A 16,622-nucleotide genomic window follows, 5' to 3' on the forward strand; every position below is an offset into this window, starting at 1 on the left:
TCGATTTTTTTAATGATGAGGAAATCTGAATGAATGCCAAGAAACCGAATAATCTATTAGCACCCTTAGTGATAGCAGGCATTACCATTGGCTTTTTCACGGCTGCTTATCGATTTGTCTTTGTGAAAAGTAAACAGGATGAGCAGGCTGAACGAGAGCTGGATAAGAAAATACCTGATCCAGACGAATTTAACTAAGCCAGAATACTGCTCAGTCACTACACATAGAATTTCTTTTTTTAAAAATATAGAATATTCAAGTGAATACTAAAATAATTTTGGTATTTTTCTTGCATTAAAAATATAAAGAAAAAGGAGATCAATAATATGTGGAAAACATTGCAGCATAAATTTATGGCATCGATGGCAGACCAAGTACCATTACATCTGCAGGAAGCGGCTCAGAAAATGCAACTGACGATTGACCGTTTAGAAAATATAGACAATCTCAACCTGTTTAAAACGGATTATCTGGAATAAGCGAAGTATTTTCTTTTTCCTAGATCATCTCTGTATTAAACATATTCCGATGCGGCATGCGCTGATGACCATGCCCATTGGAAGTTAAAACCTCCCAAATGACCAGTCACATCCAGTATCTCACCCACAAAATACAAGCCTTTCTGCTTTTTGCTTTCCATGGTTTTAGATGAAACTTCGGTTGTATCCACACCGCCCAAAGTCACCTCGGCTGTCCGGTAACCCTCAGTTCCAGAAGGCTTCAATTCAAAGCCACTTAAACGTTTGGCAATCTGTTCCAACTTGTCATCACTAATATTGCCAATAGATGTTTCAGCGACTTCAGGCCAGATCAGATTCTGTAATTCTAGTACTACGCTCTTCGGTAAATGTTCGGTCAATAGTGTACGTAGCAGAACTTTAGGCTGACTCTGTTTTTTAGATTTAAAGAAATCAAACAGGTCGATACTTGGCAGAAAGTCGACCTTAAAACTTTGGCCAACATCCCAGTAATTTGACAGTTGTAGGGAGCTAGGGCCGCTCAGACCACGATGGGTAAACAGTAAAGCTTCAGTAAAACTATTTAAATTATTAGACAGCGTGGCTTCGACTGCATTACCGCTCAGACGAGTGGTGACTTCCTTGAAATTATCCGAGAAAGTAAACGGTACCAGACCGGCACGGGTTGGATAGACATGATGTCCAAACTGCTTGGCAATCTCATAGCCGATGCCTGAACCGCCTAGAGTTGGAATCGACAAGCCACCTGAAGCAACCACAACCGATTCCACTCCAAAATATCCTAAAGAAGTGACTACCTGAAATCCTTGATCGTCTACAGTGTTGACGACTTTCACTTCGCAGTTGGTTTTGATCTCGACCAGACCAGTCTTGTCACATTCAGACAGCAGCATCGCCAGAATTTCTTTAGCACCATTTAAGGTAAATAACTGTCCATGTTTACGTTCTTCATACTCGATGCCATATTCGCAGACCATACCAATAAAATCCCAATTGGTATAGCGGGTCAGTGCTGAAATCACGAAATGCGGATTATGCGAGATGAAATTTTCAGGTTCGACATAGAGGTTGGTGAAATTACATTTGCCGCCACCAGACATCAGAATTTTTTTACCCACCTTATTGGCTTTTTCAACGACTACGACTTTTCGACCACGTTGTGCTGCCATATAGGCTGTCATTAAACCGGATGCACCTGCACCTATGACCAAAACATCGTATTGCTGAACAGACATGACACACTCAAGGGAGAAGAAAGGGGAGCATTATAGACAATTTTATTTCAGCTTTCTCTATTCTTGGAAGGGGCTACCCGAATTACAGCGTGTTAGCGAATATTTATCATAAATAATTTGAAGCAGCTGGCGGATTCATGCATAGTTTTGTCATGCCTAAAAAATAATCACAATGAAAAGGAATAATTTATGACGGATACGGCAGCATACAAACAATATAATCTGATCAGCTATATTTTTCATCTACTGGGTTTTTTCCTGGGAATAACCCCATTAATCGCTATTATCATGAATTATATTAAACGTGATGAAATGCGGGGCACCTGGCTGGAAAGTCATGTGGACTGGCAGATTAAAACCTTCTGGTTCAGCTTGCTGGGTTATATTCTGGGTGGGCTGCTCACCGTAATTCTGATCGGTTTTGTGATTATTTTTCTGGTCTTTGTTTGGCACGTCTATCGATTGGTAAAAGGGTTAATTGCATTAAACGAAAATAATCCGATAGGAACTTAAGTTTCGATCAGCACTTTAAGCGAGTTAAATATTTCGACCTTGTAGTCCACCAGTATGCAGGATTAGTAGCTTTGCTTCTGCTGGAAAATAGCCTGTTTCAATTAGGTCGGAAATTCCCAACAGCATTTTTCCCGTATAAATATGCTCTAAGGGAATATCATATTCAGCTTCAAAGTGCTGTATAAACTGGATCAGTTCAGGAGTGATTTTGGCATAGCCACCGCAACAATAATCATCGAGAATGGACCAGTTTCTTTTCGTGGTCAGCTTAGCCACATCCTCATTCAGGAAATCGCCTTTTAAGGCAGAAAATCCTAATACCTGTTGCTGAGGCTGGCTGGCTTCAATCAAACCTGTGATCGTGCCACCCGTGCCTACAGCACAGCAGATCACGTCAAATTGTGCATCGCCGTCCTTTAGAATCTCCTGACATCCCCGAATCGCCAATGCATTAGTACCGCCTTCAGGAATGATGTAATGTGCGGGAAAATTTTGTGCTAACCTTTCTAGATAATCAGTGTCCTGTTTACATTGATATTCTTCACGACTCACAAAATGTAACTGCATGCCGAATTGTTGTGCCAACGCTAAAGTGGGGTTTAAAGGCTGATGAGCCAGTTCTTCACCCCGAATAATACCGGCACTCTCAAAGCCAAACTGCTGGGATGCAAACGCCGTTGCGGCAATATGATTGGAATAAGCACCACCAAAAGTTAGCAGCTTTTTAAAGCCAAGTTGCTGTGCTTCCAGAAAATTGTATTTTAGTTTAAAAAACTTGTTGCCGGATATTTGCGGATGCACCAGATCCAGACGGCGTATGGTTACAAGCCTATCTTTCAGCCAGATGCGCTGGTCTGGAATATGCTGGGCGATTTTTTCAAACATGGTATTTTCATAAGCTAAGAATGAGCAAATTATAGCGAAATAGAATCAGCAGGATGGCAGAATCATGAGCTCCTTAAACTAAGAATAAATTTTTGTAGATTGTCACAATTCATATGCTGAAAATTTAAACAAATTTGCTAATCTGAATCTTATAGGGAACTTAGAGGAGGATAGAATAATGAAAATACTATCCTGTACGATTTTAAGCGTATTGCTCTTAGGCTTATCTGGCTGTGATGATCCGCTGAATAAACCTAAAACTGATACACGAAGCATGATTATTGGCGGAGTGCCGGTGCATGACCATGATTATAAGATGCTTGATTCATCCCTCACCGCTCAAGACCAATTGAAGAAATAGCCGGATTTTGCACAAATATTGCATCATTTGTGTAGAAATATTAAAGCAAAATAAATTATTTTTACTTAAAATAAGCCATTCATTTTAAGTTTGGATGGTCACGTGGAATCATTTTGGATTTTAGGTTCAATTGCCTTTGCCCTCATGTTAGGTGCAATGAGCCCAGGACCGACTTCTATTTATGTAGCGAAAAATTCAATTGCGATCTCACGTAAGCATGGCCTATTTACAGCTTTAGGTACGGGTACTGGGGCGGCTATTTTTGGTCTGCTTGCAGTTTTAGGTTTGCAGGCATTTTTGCTGGCTGTGCCATCTGCCTATCTGGCTCTAAAAATTTGTGGTGGTTTATATCTACTCTGGTTGGCTTTTAAAATTATCAAGCATGCCAAAGAACCGATCGAGGCAGGCGATGACAGTCAAACTCAGATGTCCTTGCGTCGTGCCTATATGACAGGTTTGATTACCCAATTATCTAACCCAAAAATTGCCATTGTATTGGCCAGTATTTTTACTGCGCTTTTGCCAAAAGAAATTCCAACTTACTTTTACTTTGTATTGCCGGTTTTATGTTTCTTTATTGATGCAGGCTGGTGCTCGCTGGTGGCTGTTGCACTTTCTGCTGAAAAACCACGTCGTGTGTATTTAAAATTTAAAGCCGGTTTTGACCGTGCAGCAGGGGCGGTCATGACCGTGCTTGGCTTAAAGCTGATTTTTGGGATGAAGTAATTTTCCAATTATCGCAGACTATAAAAAGCCCCGATGATTCGGAGCTTTTTTTATTTGGTGCTTAAAAAATATTTTCTTCCGAATTAGCCGAGATCCGGTGAATAGATAAGTCTGCACCAGTAAATTCCTCTTCCTGACTCAGACGAATACCGATCAACATTTTCAGCAGACCATAAATCAGGAATCCACCTGCCAGAGCCACTACAATTGCCAGTACGGTACCGAATAGCTGTGAAATGATAGAAACACCACCCATGCCTCCGAGCCATTGCTGACCGAATACACCGACAGCAATTCCACCAAAAGCACCGCATACACCATGCAAAGGCCAGACCCCTAATACATCATCAACTTTGAGTTTATTTTGGGTATAGGTGAAGAGTTTCACAAAAATCACGCCTGCGCTGATCCCGATAAATAATGCACCCAATGGATGTACCACATCAGAACCTGCACAGATGGCCACCAGTCCGGCTAATGGGCCGTTGTGCAAGAAACCAGGATCATCTTTACCCGCTACTTTTGCTGCAATAGTTCCACCGACCATCGCCATTAAAGAGTTAATCGCAACCAGTCCGGAAATAGCATCCAGGCGTTGTGCACTCATCACATTAAAGCCAAACCAGCCAACAATCAGAATCCATGAGCCTAGAGCAAGGAAAGGGATAGATGATGGTGGATGTGCAGTAATCCGGCCATCATTTTTATATCGACCATTACGTGCACCAAGTAAAACGACTGCAGCCAGAGCAATCCAGCCTCCCATGCCATGCACGACCACAGAGCCGGCAAAGTCGTGGAAGTTGGCACCGAAGGTATTTGCCAACCAGTCTTGAAAACCAAAGTTGCCATTCCAGATCATCCCTTCAAAAAATGGATAAATCAGAGCAACTAAAAATAAAGTCGCTAAAGCCTGCGAACGCATTTTAGCCCGTTCAGCAATACCTCCAGAGATAATCGCAGGAATAGCTGCGGCAAAGGTCAGCAGGAAGAAACAGCGCATCAGGTTATAACCATGATCGGCTGCTAAAGTAGAGGCATCGTGGAAAAAATGCTGACCATAGGCAATATAGTAGCCCACCAGAAAGTAAGCGATGGCGGATAGGGAAAAGTCAGTGAGAATTTTACTTAAGGCATTGACCTGATTTTTATGGCGAACTGTCCCTAGTTCTAAAAATGCAAATCCTGCATGCATGGCAAGCACTAGAACTGCACCGAGAAGGAGAAATAATAAGTCTATATTTTGCATTGTGCGTTCCAATTTAGTGCATAGAATCACAAAAGAAATCCAGTATATAGAGGCAAACTGATTCGAAAAGAGTTACTAACAAGGGAAATTTTGATAAAGAATTTCTTGAAACTGACAAGACTCGATATGAAGCACAATAGAATTTTATGCACCAAACTAAGACATCATAAGAAAAGATAAAATTTGAATTTATATTTTGTTTTTTAGATATTTAGCTTTATCACAGAAAATGGCGTGTTAAAAATGTGTGCTAAAGGTGCACATGAAAAGTAAAAGGATTTTTAAGAAAAAATTTAAAAAAATTAAGTGATAGATTCTTTTGAATTGCAAAAGTACATCATGGTTTTAAATTTTAGAAGTCATGAAGACTATAACTTAGCTATATCTTCAATAAAGAAAACCCTAAAAAATTAGGGTTTGATCCGGAGCTAAAATCTCTGAAGTATTCAATTAATCTTTGAAATGCACAGGAATCCACTGATAGCTCTCTCCATCCTTAGAGTAAATATGACCGATCCCTGGGAATGGTAAATGTGGTGCTGCAATGGTCTGGCCTTGCTTGGCATATTCAGCAAAATGCTTTAAACGGGTTTGCACCGCAGTTTTAGGATCAACATCGAATTCTATGGCTGTTTCAGGTTTGTCGAATTGCAAGGTATGTGAATGGACGATGTCACCGACAAATACGATTTCTTGACCATCTGATTTGAGTTTAAAGCTGTAATGCCCTGGGGTATGACCAAAGGATGGCTTAAACTCGATCCCACCAAAGGCTAAAGATTTATCAGAAAAGACTTTCACTTTTTTAGCTTTTTCATAGGGTGCAAGGGCGACTTTAATTTTCTTTACGGTGCCTAAGAAACCCTCCTGCTGGTCTTTCGGTAGTTTTTTAACGGTATTTGGACTTAGCCAGTAGTCATATTCGGTTTTAGAAATATGTAAGGTGGCATTTGGATAATTTGCTGCGCCATTATTTGAAATGCCACAAACATGGTCAGGGTGGAGATGAGTCAGGAAAATGCCACTCACTTGTGCAGGTTGATAACCCGATGCTTTGAGATTGTTATAAATTGACCCTAAGTGTGCACCAAAGCAGCTTGCAGCTCCGCTATCCACCATAAGTAGTTGATTACCTGTATTAATCAGGAAAGCATTGACTGAAGTCTGTATACCTTTGGCTTGATCGGCATGATATTTCTTCAAAATCTCAGTTTTTTCTGCATCACTTAGGCCTCTAAACATCGATGGATTTAAGTAGTTTGTACCATCGAGTAGGGCAGTAATCTGAGTATTACCAATTTGGTGATGGTAGTAGCCGGCGACTTGTTTTGGTGAAGCAATCGTTGCAGTTTCAGCAGCCTGACTCACACTTACACTCAAAACAGAAAATGAAAGTAAAGAAGTGAGAAGGGATGTCCTTAAAATATTCATGGCAATTCTTATGGTTGTGAAGTTTATGCTATGTATTAGCATGTAAAGCATGAAAATAGAATATAAAAATATTTACCTTTTTTAAAGAGAGAAGAGAAATTGAATATCTGTACTAGGCATTCAGTTTGAATCTGTATATTGATTTTGTAAGGAAATAAAAGATTTTTTTATCTAAAAATATTTTTATAAATAAAATACTTAGATAAATTTCACTTTTATAAAAAAGCCCGTTAACATGGGGTATTGCAAACAGCCGTGGGTATCGCTATGAGTTTTTGGAAAAAGAAAAATAATGCAGCATTTGTATTTTTCATTATTACCTTATATTCATTGCTAGGCTTCGGCATTGGCTATGTCATCTGGGAATTTTTCCTTGATAAATAAGTGCTATCTGATTTATAGATCGACGTAAAAAAGCCTCTAAAGATAGAGGCTTTTTTAATAAGCAATTATTTACTGCATTCAGGCTGAGAACGGTCAATAATTTGAGTGCCTTCTACGCGATAGCCAATTTGGCCTACCAGAAACGCTTGATTTAGTTGAGTGATGACTACATCAGAAAGTGCTACTGCACAACGATCTTTTTCAATTGCACGATCTACTGCTGTTTTGAAATTAGGAATACCTAAAGGGAATAAAATTACTGGAACTTTATCTTCGCCTTTAACACGTTCGCCTTTAACGAACTGAGTTGAGTTTAGGTTGAAGTTTTTCGTTGAAGCTACAGTCATATCAGCCATACGAACTGAACATCCTGTGAATAGAATTGTTGATGCTGCTAAAGCTGAAACTAGTAATTTTTTCATGTTTACCCCGAATAATTCTAAAAATAAAAAAAGCGTTTAGATTCTATAGATATATTTTTTAAAAACAAGAAAATAAATTGTATAAATGATAAAAAATCTAAAGGTGAAAAACTTCTATTGGCTAAGTATTATTTTATTAGATTAAATAAAAAGCCCCTACATCAGTAGAGGCTTTTCTTCTATCTAAGACCTAAATCTTAAGAAACTTTATCACCCGGTTTAGCACCAGATTCAGGTGAAATCACCCAAACGCCTTCGCCATTACCAGCCGCAAGTACCATACCGTTTGAAATACCAAAACGCATCTTACGTGGAGCAAGGTTCGCAACCATCACCACCAGTTTACCTTTCAGGTCTTCCGGTTGATAAAACTCACGGATACCGCTGAAGACATTACGTGGTTCAGCTTCACCGACATTTAACGTGAGTTGTAAAAGCTTGTCAGAACCTTCAACGGTTGCAGCATCCAGAACTTCCGCTACACGCAGGTCAACTCTGATGAAGTCATCAATGGTGATGATTTCAGCTTCACCGACTTTAGGCTCAGCTTTCTTCTCTTTGGCTTTCTCTTTTTTCTTCTCAGCTTTTGGTGCTTCAGCAACAGGTGCAGTTAAGGAATCTTTAGACGCATCGACCATTGCAGCCACAGCTTTCGGATCAACACGTTGCATCAATGGCTGGAACAATGCAATTTCATGACCTGTTAAGATTTCTGTACGTGAAGCAAAGTCGAAAGAAGCTAGTTTCAGGAAGGCCTGAACCTGAGCAGCCAATGTTGGTAACACTGGAGCTAAATACACAGCCAATTGACGGAATAGATTAATACCGACAGAACACACGTTATGAACTTGCTGTTCTGCACCTTCAATTTTCGCTAAAGCCCAAGGTTTTTTCTCATCGATGTACTGGTTGGCTTTATCTGCAAGTGCCATGATTTCACGGATCGCTGCCGAGAATTCACGGGTTTCATAAGCTTTAGCAATTGAGTCACCAGCTTCAATAAAGCTTTGAACCAGTTCAGGCTCAGCACAAGTTGCACTTAACTTGTTATCAAACTTGGTATTGATGAATTTTGCACAACGGCTGGCAATGTTGACGACTTTACCAACCAAGTCAGAGTTCACTTTCTGGACGAAATCATCCAGATTCAAGTCAGAATCTTCAACCTTGTCAGAAAGTTTAGAAGCAAAGTAATAACGCAGGTATTCAGGATTCAAATGCTGTAAATAAGTTTCAGCTTTAATGAAGGTACCACGAGATTTAGACATCTTCTGACCATTTACAGTCAGGAAACCGTTCACGAATAAACCGGTTGGAGTACGGTAGTCTGCACCTTCCAGCATTGCAGGCCAGAACAGGGCATGGAAGTAAACGATGTCTTTACCAATGAAGTGATAGACTTCATTTTTAGAATCTTTTTGCCAGAAATCATCAAAGCTTAAGTCAGGACGTTTGGTTTTGATGTAATTTTCGAAGCTCGACATATAGCCGATTGGCGCATCCACCCAAACATAGAAATATTTGTTGGGTGCATCTGGAATTTCAAAACCGAAATAAGGTGCATCACGTGAGATGTCCCAGTCGTTTAAGCCATTATCAAACCATTCATCCAATTTGTTGGCGATAGATACGGGTAGACGACCTTCGTCACGGGTCCATTTTTGCAGGTATTCACCAAAATTTGGTAGTTTAAAGAAGTAGTGATCTGATGATTTCTCAACAGGAGTCGCACCGCTTAAAGTCGATTTTGGATTTAATAATTCAGTCGCGTTGTAAGTTGTACCGCAAACTTCACATGAATCGCCGTATTGGTCTTCCGCCTTACATTTTGGGCATGTACCCTTAATGAAACGGTCTGACAGGAACATGCCTTTTTCAGGGTCAAATAACTGGGTTACAGGGCGAACTGCAATATTGCCGGCTTCACGGTTTTTGATATAGATTTCTGAAGCGCGGGCGCGGTTAGTATCACTGTGGGTAGAGTCATAATGATCGAAATGCACACCGAAACCGTCAAAGTCACGAATGTGTTCTTTTTGCACATTGGCGATCTGTGCTTCAGGTGAAATGCCATTTGCCTCAGCACGCAGCATGATCGCTGTACCATGAGCATCATCCGCACAGACATACGTCACGTCATGACCCATTGCACGCATTGCACGTACCCATATATCAGCCTGGATATAGCCGAGTAAGTGACCCATATGAATCGGGCCATTGGCGTAAGGAAGGGCATTGGTGACTAGGATTTTACGCACGGATTCACTCTCTCATTCGTATTCATTATGCAATGGGCCATAATTTTACATGATGCAGAAGGGATTACAAAGAAATGCTTTTACAGAAGCCTCAGGAATAAATCAGGCTGAATATTCAGAATACAAAAACTGGCTATAGGCGGATAATTGGCCCGTAAAAATTCGATTGAGATAAGTTGATGCTACTTCCTGCAATCAATAGCAACAACATGTACAGGCTTTGTTGCAGTTTGCTTAATTCATCCACGTCATTGCATGCTTTGTGCTAAAAATTTAGCTGATCATTTTTATTATGACGCCTTAGGAGGGTACTCATGACTCAGAATAACCAGACAAGTACTTCAAAACAGAATCAAGATAAAGAACAACATGCACGAGAGCTGCATGACAAAATTGAACAAGAGCAGAAGCAGAACGAGATTGATAAACAGCATAAGCAGAAACATGAAGAAGTCCTAGAAGCCCAAAAAAATGGTGCTGATGAAAAGTCTGATAATCAGCGAGACTCTAAAGCATCTGGTAATCAGCAATCAGAGCAAAAAGATGCGTCTAAAAATGACCAATCTGATTTTGATAATGTTGATCAATCAGATAAAAAGACCGAAAGCACCAAAATGGATGACTTAAAAGCAAAAGCCATCGCAATTGGCGAAGAGCTATTGCAAAAAGGCGAAAAGATTCTGAATGAGCTGAAAAATGGCAAATCAGACAGCCAAAAAAATGGTGAACAAGGTTCAGATGATTCGAAAAAGGCACAAGCAGATCAAAGTTCTGGAGATAAATCAGCAAATCAGGCTGACCAGGATCGTATGGCAAATTTAAAAGATGAAGCGCTACACAAGTTTGAAGATACCAAGGTCAAAATTAGTGATTTGGTAAATGAAGCTGCTACGAAACTAAATGAGTTGAAACAGATGGCGGCTGAAACCATGACCAAAATGAAAGGCGATGACCAGTCTCAGTCAGATGATTTAAAAAAGCAGGATCAGGATTCTTCATCTAAAGAGGCTAAGGATAAGGACCAAAAATCAGCTCAGACCAATAACAAAGATGATGCTAAAAAGGATCAGGATAAGGCTGATCAATCTGGGCAAAACAAGACCGATCAAGATAAAAATCATAAATAATCATTTCATATCGAAAATCACTTCATTCAGTTTTTGAATGAAGTGGTTTTTTAATGACTACTATCTAATTAATTTAATTTAAAATTTTAAATATCGATAATATAAAACAATAAATAAGATGTGATGCTGACTTTATAAATTTTCTTCCCTGTAACCCTTTAAAACCAAGTAAAATAGTTGGAAATCATATTTGTCTTTCAGGCTTGTGAATACAGATTGCTTAACCTGAGCCAAAAACCTCGTTAAACTAAGCTATTCAGATGTCTATCTATATTTTTGGAGTAACCTATGTCCTGGCTTTCTTCGCTTAAATCGGTTTTTTCGCCTTCCAAGGAGGTGAACGAAGAAGCTGTGCAGAACGTACTGCAAAATTATGTCTTGCCAAATTCTAGCAATGCACTGAAAGACCGGATTACTCAGGTCAATGTGCAAGGTGAGATTCTGCAAATCACCATTAATACCTATCCGGAAGAAAAAGAGCAGTTACAGCAGATTCATGATGAACTGGCGGATGCGCTAGAGAAATGCGGTATTAAAGAACTAAACCTGCATGTGATTCAGCAAAAGACGAGTCATAAAAAAGAAGGCGGTTGTGGACATCATCATGCAGAAGGCGAGAGCTGTTCCAGCCAGCCGCAAACTGCTGCTTCAAAATCGAATCTGCCACCTGTGGTTGATGCTTCAGGTCATGCAGCTCAAGCAGAAGCTGACCCAAATAATCCGCCGATCCAGAAAGCTGCTCCACAGCAACGTGATGTGCCGAAGCATCCACGCATTCAGAATGTCATTCTGGTCTCTTCAGGTAAGGGCGGTGTAGGTAAATCAACCACAACTGTGAATCTGGCTTTGGCTTTGCAAAAATTAGGTTTGAAAGTGGGTGTACTGGATGCGGATATTTATGGTCCAAGTATTCCGACGATGCTCGGCAATGCCGGCAAAACCCCGATGATCGAAGCCGAGCAGTTTGTCCCACTTGATGCGTATGGTATGGCAGTGCTGTCGATTGGTCACTTAACAGGTGATAATAATACGCCGGTTGCTTGGCGCGGTCCGAAAGCAACAGGTGCCTTGATGCAGCTATTCAATCAAACCCTATGGCCAGATCTGGATGTATTGATGATTGACATGCCGCCAGGTACAGGTGATATCCAGTTAACGCTTGCTCAGCGTATTCCAGTCACAGGTGCTGTGATCGTCACCACACCGCAAAATGTGGCATTGCTGGATGCAACTAAAGGTATTGAACTGTTTAACCGTGTGCAGATTCCAGTGATGGGTGTAGTCGAAAATATGTCGACCCATATCTGTTCGAACTGCGGTCATGAAGAACAGATCTTTGGTAAAGGCGGCGGTGATAAACTGTCAGAGCAATACAATATTCCATTGCTCGGTCGTCTGCCTTTGAATGCAGTAATTCGTGAAAATGCCGATGCCGGTAAGCCTTCAGTGATTGCTGGAGATGATGCTGCTGAAAGTTACATGACCATTGCCAAGAAAATTGCAGCGAAATTGCCAAAAGCAGAAAAAGATAAAACTCGTATTTTCTAAGATTCTATAGTGAAAAAAAGAGAGCCGAGACTCTCTTTTTTTATGAGGTTTTAGTCGTGACTGTATTTTCTTTTCTTGCCTGAATGATATTAAAGCCAATTGCAATAATCACCATGATGGTGCCGATAATATCGGTCATGGTCTCAGGCACAATCATCATGAGTGCACCAACCCCCAGGAAGATACGCCAGAACCAATTCATCGCGGTTTTAAAGTAGCCTTCTACTGCGGCCCCCAGTGCCAGAATGCCGACAATCGACGTCACGGTAATGCTTAAAATGACATTCCATGCCGGTAAGGCAAATTCTTTGGCATTCACGGCAATATCTGTTGTATCAATCATCAGCATCGCCGGGTTATAGACAAATAGGAAGGGCACAATAAAGCCAGCCAGAGATAGGCGTAGTGCCAGGAAGCCAGTCCGCATTGGATCACCACCCGCAATCCCGGCACCGGCGAAGGCGGCCAAGGCGACGGGTGGGGTAATATTGGCAAACAGGCCAAAATAGAACACGAACATATGCGCAACTAGGATTGGAATATCAAAGTTGGCTAAAGCCGGAGCTGCCATGGTTGCGGTAATAATATAGGCAGGAATGGATGGTAGGCCCATACCCAAAATCATCGATGCAATCATGGTAAAAAACAGTGTTAGAAACAGACTGCCTGCACCAATACTCATAATTGAAGAGGTCATTACCGAGCCAAAACTGGTCAAGCTGACCACACCGATAATAATACCCACCACTGCACAGGCAGACATCACAGAGAGTGACTGTTTAGCACCATCTGCCAGTGCTTCCAGGATTTCCTTCGGTCCCATCCGCGTAGATTTTCTAAATGCAGCAACAACGATGGTTAATAAAATAGTATAAACCGCTGCATAGCTGACCGGAATTGACTGGAATAAGAACACCACAAGCGCAATAATTGGAAGTAATAAATGTCCGCGCTCTTTCAGAACTTCTTTGACTCGTGGCAAGTCTGCTTTGGGAACGCCTTTAAGATTATCCCGACCTGCCCTGAAATGGACTTGTGCCATTACACCGAGATAATACAGTAGGGCAGGCAATACCGCGGCTAAGGCAATCGTGCCATAACTGACACCAGTTGTTTCGGCCATGATGAATGCACTAGCCCCCATGACTGGAGGTAAGATCTGTCCGCCTACAGAAGCACTGGCTTCCACTGCACCGGCAAAGTTTTTGTGGTAGCCAATTTTTTTCATCAAGGGAATGGTAAATGAACCGGTTCCTACCACATTGGCAACCGCCGTACCATTAATACTACCCATAAAACCGCTGGAAATCACCGCAACTTTGGCTGGCCCACCTTGCTTATGACCGGCAAGTGCCATGGCCAGATCATTGAATAATTTTCCCATTCCCGATTTCGCCAAAAATGCACCAAACAGGATAAACAAGAAAATGAAGGTGACTGAAGCACCAATGGCTGAAGAATATAAACCTTCAGTCTTCAGATACATTTGCCCGAAAATATCACTGAATGTATAGGGGCGAGTGAGCAAGCGATCCGGCATCCAGTCAAAATGACTGACAAATGGATAGCTTAAGAAAATCAGTCCCAAGATCGGCAACATCCAGCCCATTACCCTTCGAGCAGCCTCAACCACCAATACTACCGTCATAATTGAGAAGACAATGTCCAGTGTATTGGGAATGCCTCCCCGGGTAGTCATAATGGCTTGGTATTCTTTAAACAAATAAAAGAAAGAAGCAAAAGAGGCACTGACCCAAATCCAGTCCGTCCATGCGACCTTTTGCCGGCTACTGGCCTGACGTGCTGGATACAACAAGAAAATCAGCGCCAGACCAATGGATACATGGGCTGCACGTTGAATCAGTTCTGGCAAAGGATTAAAAGTAATATAAAGATGAAATAACGAATAGGATATTGCCAAGGCAGCAATAAACCAGCGAACCGATTTGTTGATCGGATTGCGAGTGACAGATTCACGGTCAAATTTTTCTAATAATTCTTGTTGCTGTTGATCATCCAGTGCTTCGGTCACATTTCTTGTTTCTTGTGGATTCATAGGCAATCATTTAAACCTCTTTTTTTCCATAGGCTGTCTTTTTTTATAGAGATCTGTACCGTGCTATAGTCAGGAAAATCCTGATAAATATTCCAGATCCGATCAGCACTCTCAATACTCTCAATTTTTCCCTGCATTCTGCGTGAAATCACCCAATTGATTTCTTTCATCTTCCGGTTGATTTGCATATGGATATTGCCATCATCCTGTCGAGTAATAGTACCTTGATCAGGTGTACCCGCACCAAATGAAACGAACTGAGTATCTGTCAGAATGAAATGATCCTTGTCTAGAAGATAACGTTCTTTCCACTGTGTTCTTTCTACCGAATGCATCCAGCTCAGCTGAAAAGATTTCTGGTCAATTTTGCACTGGAAATTTTGCTCTTTCACTTCCACAAAAATATACGAAAATGTCATCCAAACACAGGTAATAAAAAAAGTAGCCAAACTAAAAAGTGCAGCAATCGCTGCACCTTGTATCCATTTCATCAGTTCGCTTTATTCTCATCATAGAATTTTTTCGCGCCCGGATGCAGTGGAGCAACCAGACCTTTTTGTGCACCTTCTAAAGTGATTTCTTTAGCAGCCTGATGCGAATTTGCCAGCTGATCCAGACTGGAGAAGAACGTCTTGGTTAGCTTATATACATCATCGGTAGACAAATCTGAGCGAACCACCAATGCATTCATGATCGCTGCTGTTGGAATATCCTCAGCATTGCCATAGGTCCCTTTAGGAATGGTCATTGGCAGGAAATACGCCTGATCTTTGGCAATCGCTTTCACTTTATCTGGATTGATGCTGACCAATTGAAGGTCAAAACCCTGTTGCAGTTCCATTAGGGAGGAGTTTGGAAGACCACTGGTCAGGAAGGCTGCGTCCAATTTTCCGCCTTTCAAGGCATCCGCTGCTTCGGCATAACCTAAGTAATCTACTTTGACATCCTTATAAGTGATACCAAAACCGTTCAATAGAGTACGGGCATTCACTTCTACACCTGAATTCTGGGCGCCCACCGCAATACGTTTGCCCTTGAGATCTTCAATATTTTTGATACCAGAGCGCTTTGAGGTTACGATTTGCACATAGTTCGGATAAAGAGCAGCGATCTGCTGCACGTTGTCAATCTTGGTGCTAAAACTGCCTTGACCATTAATTGCTTCGGTTAAGCTGTCGCTCATGACAAAGGCCATTTCAACTTTGTTCTGTTTTAATAAATTTAGATTTTCGACAGAAGCCCCTGTGGTCTGGGTTTTGGAACTCACGCCGTAGGTCTTGTTATAGATTTCAGCCAATCCTGTTCCGATGACATTATAAGGACCTGAAGCACCGCCTGTCGCAATATTTACAAATCGGGTTTGCAGTTTATCTGCAGCTACGCTCTCACCAGATGCAGCCTGATTATCTGATTTATTTTGTGCATTATCATTCGAGCAAGCAACTACGCCTGATAGCGCTAAACTCATGACTGAAAGTTTGATCCATTTATTCATATATGACTCCTGATATTATTCTGTAGTTCTTAAAATATAATTAAAACAACAATATACTAAACCGTCTGGATGTTAAAAAAATGTGAATTATCAATTGTTGTCCTTGTACAATTTAACAGCAATTATTTTATCTGAATACCTTTAATAGCATTTTTTTCAAAAATTTACTTTATCAATATGTTGAACAAATTGAGCAAGATAGACATCTTAAATGGAGAGTGGAAATTTAATCATTAGGAGTTAGGTAAAAGTTGCTCCCATCATCAAATCTTTCTGAAGTGCCCAAAGTTCATAGGCAAGAGCAGGGATTTTAGTGAATTAAAATTCAATCAAAAGTTACCAGAAATAATGATTTCAAAGTTTTGGATGATTTTTCTTTCATGTTCTAGAGACTAATATTTCAGGAACTTTAAGTCCGAATACTCTATTGAAACTTCTACTTTTATAGTAATT

At 40.8% G+C, this 16,622-nt stretch carries 17 protein-coding genes; 8 read left to right on the plus strand and 9 right to left on the minus strand.

The window, feature by feature from the left end; genetic code table 11:
• The first annotated feature begins 29 nt into the window (after nt 1–29).
• Both RJ01_RS16340 and RJ01_RS16345 read left to right on the plus strand, forming a co-directional pair.
• Entirely contained in the window at nt 30–197 is a 168-nt protein-coding gene (locus tag RJ01_RS16340) for a hypothetical protein (RefSeq protein ID WP_004785046.1), read from the plus strand.
• Nucleotides 198–326: 129 nt separating this feature from the next.
• On the plus strand, nt 327–479 hold the full coding sequence (locus RJ01_RS16345; RefSeq protein ID WP_162835328.1) for a hypothetical protein: 153 nt from the start codon (nt 327–329) through the stop codon (nt 477–479).
• A gap of 35 nt (nt 480–514) precedes the next feature.
• Here the strand turns inward: RJ01_RS16345 and RJ01_RS03725 are convergent, their stop codons facing one another.
• Nucleotides 515–1,714 (minus strand): NAD(P)/FAD-dependent oxidoreductase, encoded by a 1,200-nt coding sequence (locus RJ01_RS03725; RefSeq protein WP_034170095.1) that lies wholly within the window; start codon nt 1,712–1,714, stop codon nt 515–517.
• 189 nt (nt 1,715–1,903) lie between these two features.
• Between RJ01_RS03725 and RJ01_RS03730 the strand changes: the two genes are divergently transcribed.
• Nucleotides 1,904–2,227, plus strand: a complete 324-nt coding sequence (locus tag RJ01_RS03730) for a membrane protein (protein ID WP_034170096.1) — start codon at nt 1,904–1,906, stop codon at nt 2,225–2,227.
• Between the two features lie 24 nt (nt 2,228–2,251).
• Here RJ01_RS03730 and RJ01_RS03735 read toward each other — a convergent pair whose 3' ends face one another.
• Entirely contained in the window at nt 2,252–3,112 is an 861-nt protein-coding gene (locus tag RJ01_RS03735) for a 1-aminocyclopropane-1-carboxylate deaminase/D-cysteine desulfhydrase (RefSeq protein WP_034170097.1), read from the minus strand.
• 178 nt (nt 3,113–3,290) lie between these two features.
• Between RJ01_RS03735 and RJ01_RS03740 the strand changes: the two genes are divergently transcribed.
• Together RJ01_RS03740 and RJ01_RS03745 are read left to right on the plus strand one after the other, a co-directional pair.
• The gene (locus RJ01_RS03740; RefSeq protein ID WP_005237029.1) at nt 3,291–3,473 is read left to right on the plus strand and encodes an NF038215 family lipoprotein; all 183 of its coding nucleotides are present in this window, start codon (nt 3,291–3,293) and stop codon (nt 3,471–3,473) included.
• Nucleotides 3,474–3,575: 102 nt separating this feature from the next.
• Nucleotides 3,576–4,199 (plus strand): LysE family translocator, encoded by a 624-nt coding sequence (locus RJ01_RS03745; protein ID WP_005237028.1) that lies wholly within the window; start codon nt 3,576–3,578, stop codon nt 4,197–4,199.
• A 61-nt stretch (nt 4,200–4,260) separates the two neighbouring features.
• On the opposite strand, the gene RJ01_RS03750 is transcribed toward RJ01_RS03745, so the two are convergent.
• A complete protein-coding gene (locus RJ01_RS03750; protein ID WP_034170098.1) occupies nt 4,261–5,448 on the minus strand; it encodes an ammonium transporter in 1,188 nt (395 codons plus the stop codon).
• Nucleotides 5,449–5,898: 450 nt separating this feature from the next.
• A complete protein-coding gene (locus RJ01_RS03755; protein ID WP_034170099.1) occupies nt 5,899–6,879 on the minus strand; it encodes an MBL fold metallo-hydrolase in 981 nt (326 codons plus the stop codon).
• A gap of 267 nt (nt 6,880–7,146) precedes the next feature.
• Between RJ01_RS03755 and RJ01_RS16840 the strand changes: the two genes are divergently transcribed.
• On the plus strand, nt 7,147–7,263 hold the full coding sequence (locus RJ01_RS16840) for a hypothetical protein (protein WP_373683639.1): 117 nt from the start codon (nt 7,147–7,149) through the stop codon (nt 7,261–7,263).
• Between the two features lie 65 nt (nt 7,264–7,328).
• On the opposite strand, the gene RJ01_RS03760 is transcribed toward RJ01_RS16840, so the two are convergent.
• Nucleotides 7,329–7,685: a hypothetical protein gene (locus RJ01_RS03760; protein WP_034170100.1), complete on the minus strand. Its 357-nt coding sequence runs from the start codon at nt 7,683–7,685 to the stop codon at nt 7,329–7,331.
• A gap of 197 nt (nt 7,686–7,882) precedes the next feature.
• Entirely contained in the window at nt 7,883–9,943 is a 2,061-nt protein-coding gene (metG, locus tag RJ01_RS03765) for a methionine--tRNA ligase (protein ID WP_034170101.1), read from the minus strand.
• 314 nt (nt 9,944–10,257) lie between these two features.
• Between metG and RJ01_RS03770 the strand changes: the two genes are divergently transcribed.
• Together RJ01_RS03770 and apbC are read left to right on the plus strand one after the other, a co-directional pair.
• Entirely contained in the window at nt 10,258–11,070 is an 813-nt protein-coding gene (locus RJ01_RS03770; protein WP_034170102.1) for a hypothetical protein, read from the plus strand.
• Nucleotides 11,071–11,358: 288 nt separating this feature from the next.
• A complete protein-coding gene (gene apbC, locus RJ01_RS03775; protein WP_034170103.1) occupies nt 11,359–12,618 on the plus strand; it encodes an iron-sulfur cluster carrier protein ApbC in 1,260 nt (419 codons plus the stop codon).
• 40 nt (nt 12,619–12,658) lie between these two features.
• Here apbC and RJ01_RS03780 read toward each other — a convergent pair whose 3' ends face one another.
• The 3 genes from RJ01_RS03780 to RJ01_RS03790 are packed head-to-tail and all read right to left on the minus strand — an operon-like array spanning nt 12,659 to nt 16,169.
• The gene (locus RJ01_RS03780) at nt 12,659–14,674 is read right to left on the minus strand and encodes a TRAP transporter permease (RefSeq protein WP_034170104.1); all 2,016 of its coding nucleotides are present in this window, start codon (nt 14,672–14,674) and stop codon (nt 12,659–12,661) included.
• Nucleotides 14,671–15,165: a DUF1850 domain-containing protein gene (locus RJ01_RS03785; RefSeq protein ID WP_034170105.1), complete on the minus strand. Its 495-nt coding sequence runs from the start codon at nt 15,163–15,165 to the stop codon at nt 14,671–14,673. Before RJ01_RS03785 ends, RJ01_RS03780 begins: the two co-directional genes overlap by 4 nt.
• A complete protein-coding gene (locus RJ01_RS03790) occupies nt 15,165–16,169 on the minus strand; it encodes a TAXI family TRAP transporter solute-binding subunit (RefSeq protein WP_034170106.1) in 1,005 nt (334 codons plus the stop codon). Before RJ01_RS03790 ends, RJ01_RS03785 begins: the two co-directional genes overlap by 1 nt.
• Between the last annotated feature and the right edge of the window lie 453 nt (nt 16,170–16,622).

The organism is Acinetobacter sp. YZS-X1-1, assembly GCF_000804305.1.
In the GTDB taxonomy this organism is placed as follows: domain Bacteria; phylum Pseudomonadota; class Gammaproteobacteria; order Pseudomonadales; family Moraxellaceae; genus Acinetobacter; species Acinetobacter variabilis.

Excerpts from the sequence above, each read along its gene's own strand:
- RJ01_RS16340 (WP_004785046.1), top strand. The coding sequence starts at position 30 with ATGAATGCCAAGAAACCGAATAATCTATTAGCACCCTTAGTGATAGCA.
- RJ01_RS16345 (WP_162835328.1), top strand. The coding sequence starts at position 327 with ATGTGGAAAACATTGCAGCATAAATTTATGGCATCGATGGCAGACCAA.
- RJ01_RS03725 (WP_034170095.1), bottom strand. The coding sequence starts at position 1,714 with ATGTCTGTTCAGCAATACGATGTTTTGGTCATAGGTGCAGGTGCATCC.
- RJ01_RS03730 (WP_034170096.1), top strand. The coding sequence starts at position 1,904 with ATGACGGATACGGCAGCATACAAACAATATAATCTGATCAGCTATATT.
- RJ01_RS03735 (WP_034170097.1), bottom strand. The coding sequence starts at position 3,112 with ATGTTTGAAAAAATCGCCCAGCATATTCCAGACCAGCGCATCTGGCTG.
- RJ01_RS03740 (WP_005237029.1), top strand. The coding sequence starts at position 3,291 with ATGAAAATACTATCCTGTACGATTTTAAGCGTATTGCTCTTAGGCTTA.
- RJ01_RS03750 (WP_034170098.1), bottom strand. The coding sequence starts at position 5,448 with ATGCAAAATATAGACTTATTATTTCTCCTTCTCGGTGCAGTTCTAGTG.
- RJ01_RS03755 (WP_034170099.1), bottom strand. The coding sequence starts at position 6,879 with ATGAATATTTTAAGGACATCCCTTCTCACTTCTTTACTTTCATTTTCT.
- RJ01_RS16840 (WP_373683639.1), top strand. The coding sequence starts at position 7,147 with ATGAGTTTTTGGAAAAAGAAAAATAATGCAGCATTTGTATTTTTCATT.
- RJ01_RS03760 (WP_034170100.1), bottom strand. The coding sequence starts at position 7,685 with ATGAAAAAATTACTAGTTTCAGCTTTAGCAGCATCAACAATTCTATTC.
- RJ01_RS03770 (WP_034170102.1), top strand. The coding sequence starts at position 10,258 with ATGACTCAGAATAACCAGACAAGTACTTCAAAACAGAATCAAGATAAA.
- apbC (WP_034170103.1), top strand. The coding sequence starts at position 11,359 with ATGTCCTGGCTTTCTTCGCTTAAATCGGTTTTTTCGCCTTCCAAGGAG.
- RJ01_RS03780 (WP_034170104.1), bottom strand. The coding sequence starts at position 14,674 with ATGAATCCACAAGAAACAAGAAATGTGACCGAAGCACTGGATGATCAA.
- RJ01_RS03785 (WP_034170105.1), bottom strand. The coding sequence starts at position 15,165 with ATGAAATGGATACAAGGTGCAGCGATTGCTGCACTTTTTAGTTTGGCT.
- RJ01_RS03790 (WP_034170106.1), bottom strand. The coding sequence starts at position 16,169 with ATGAATAAATGGATCAAACTTTCAGTCATGAGTTTAGCGCTATCAGGC.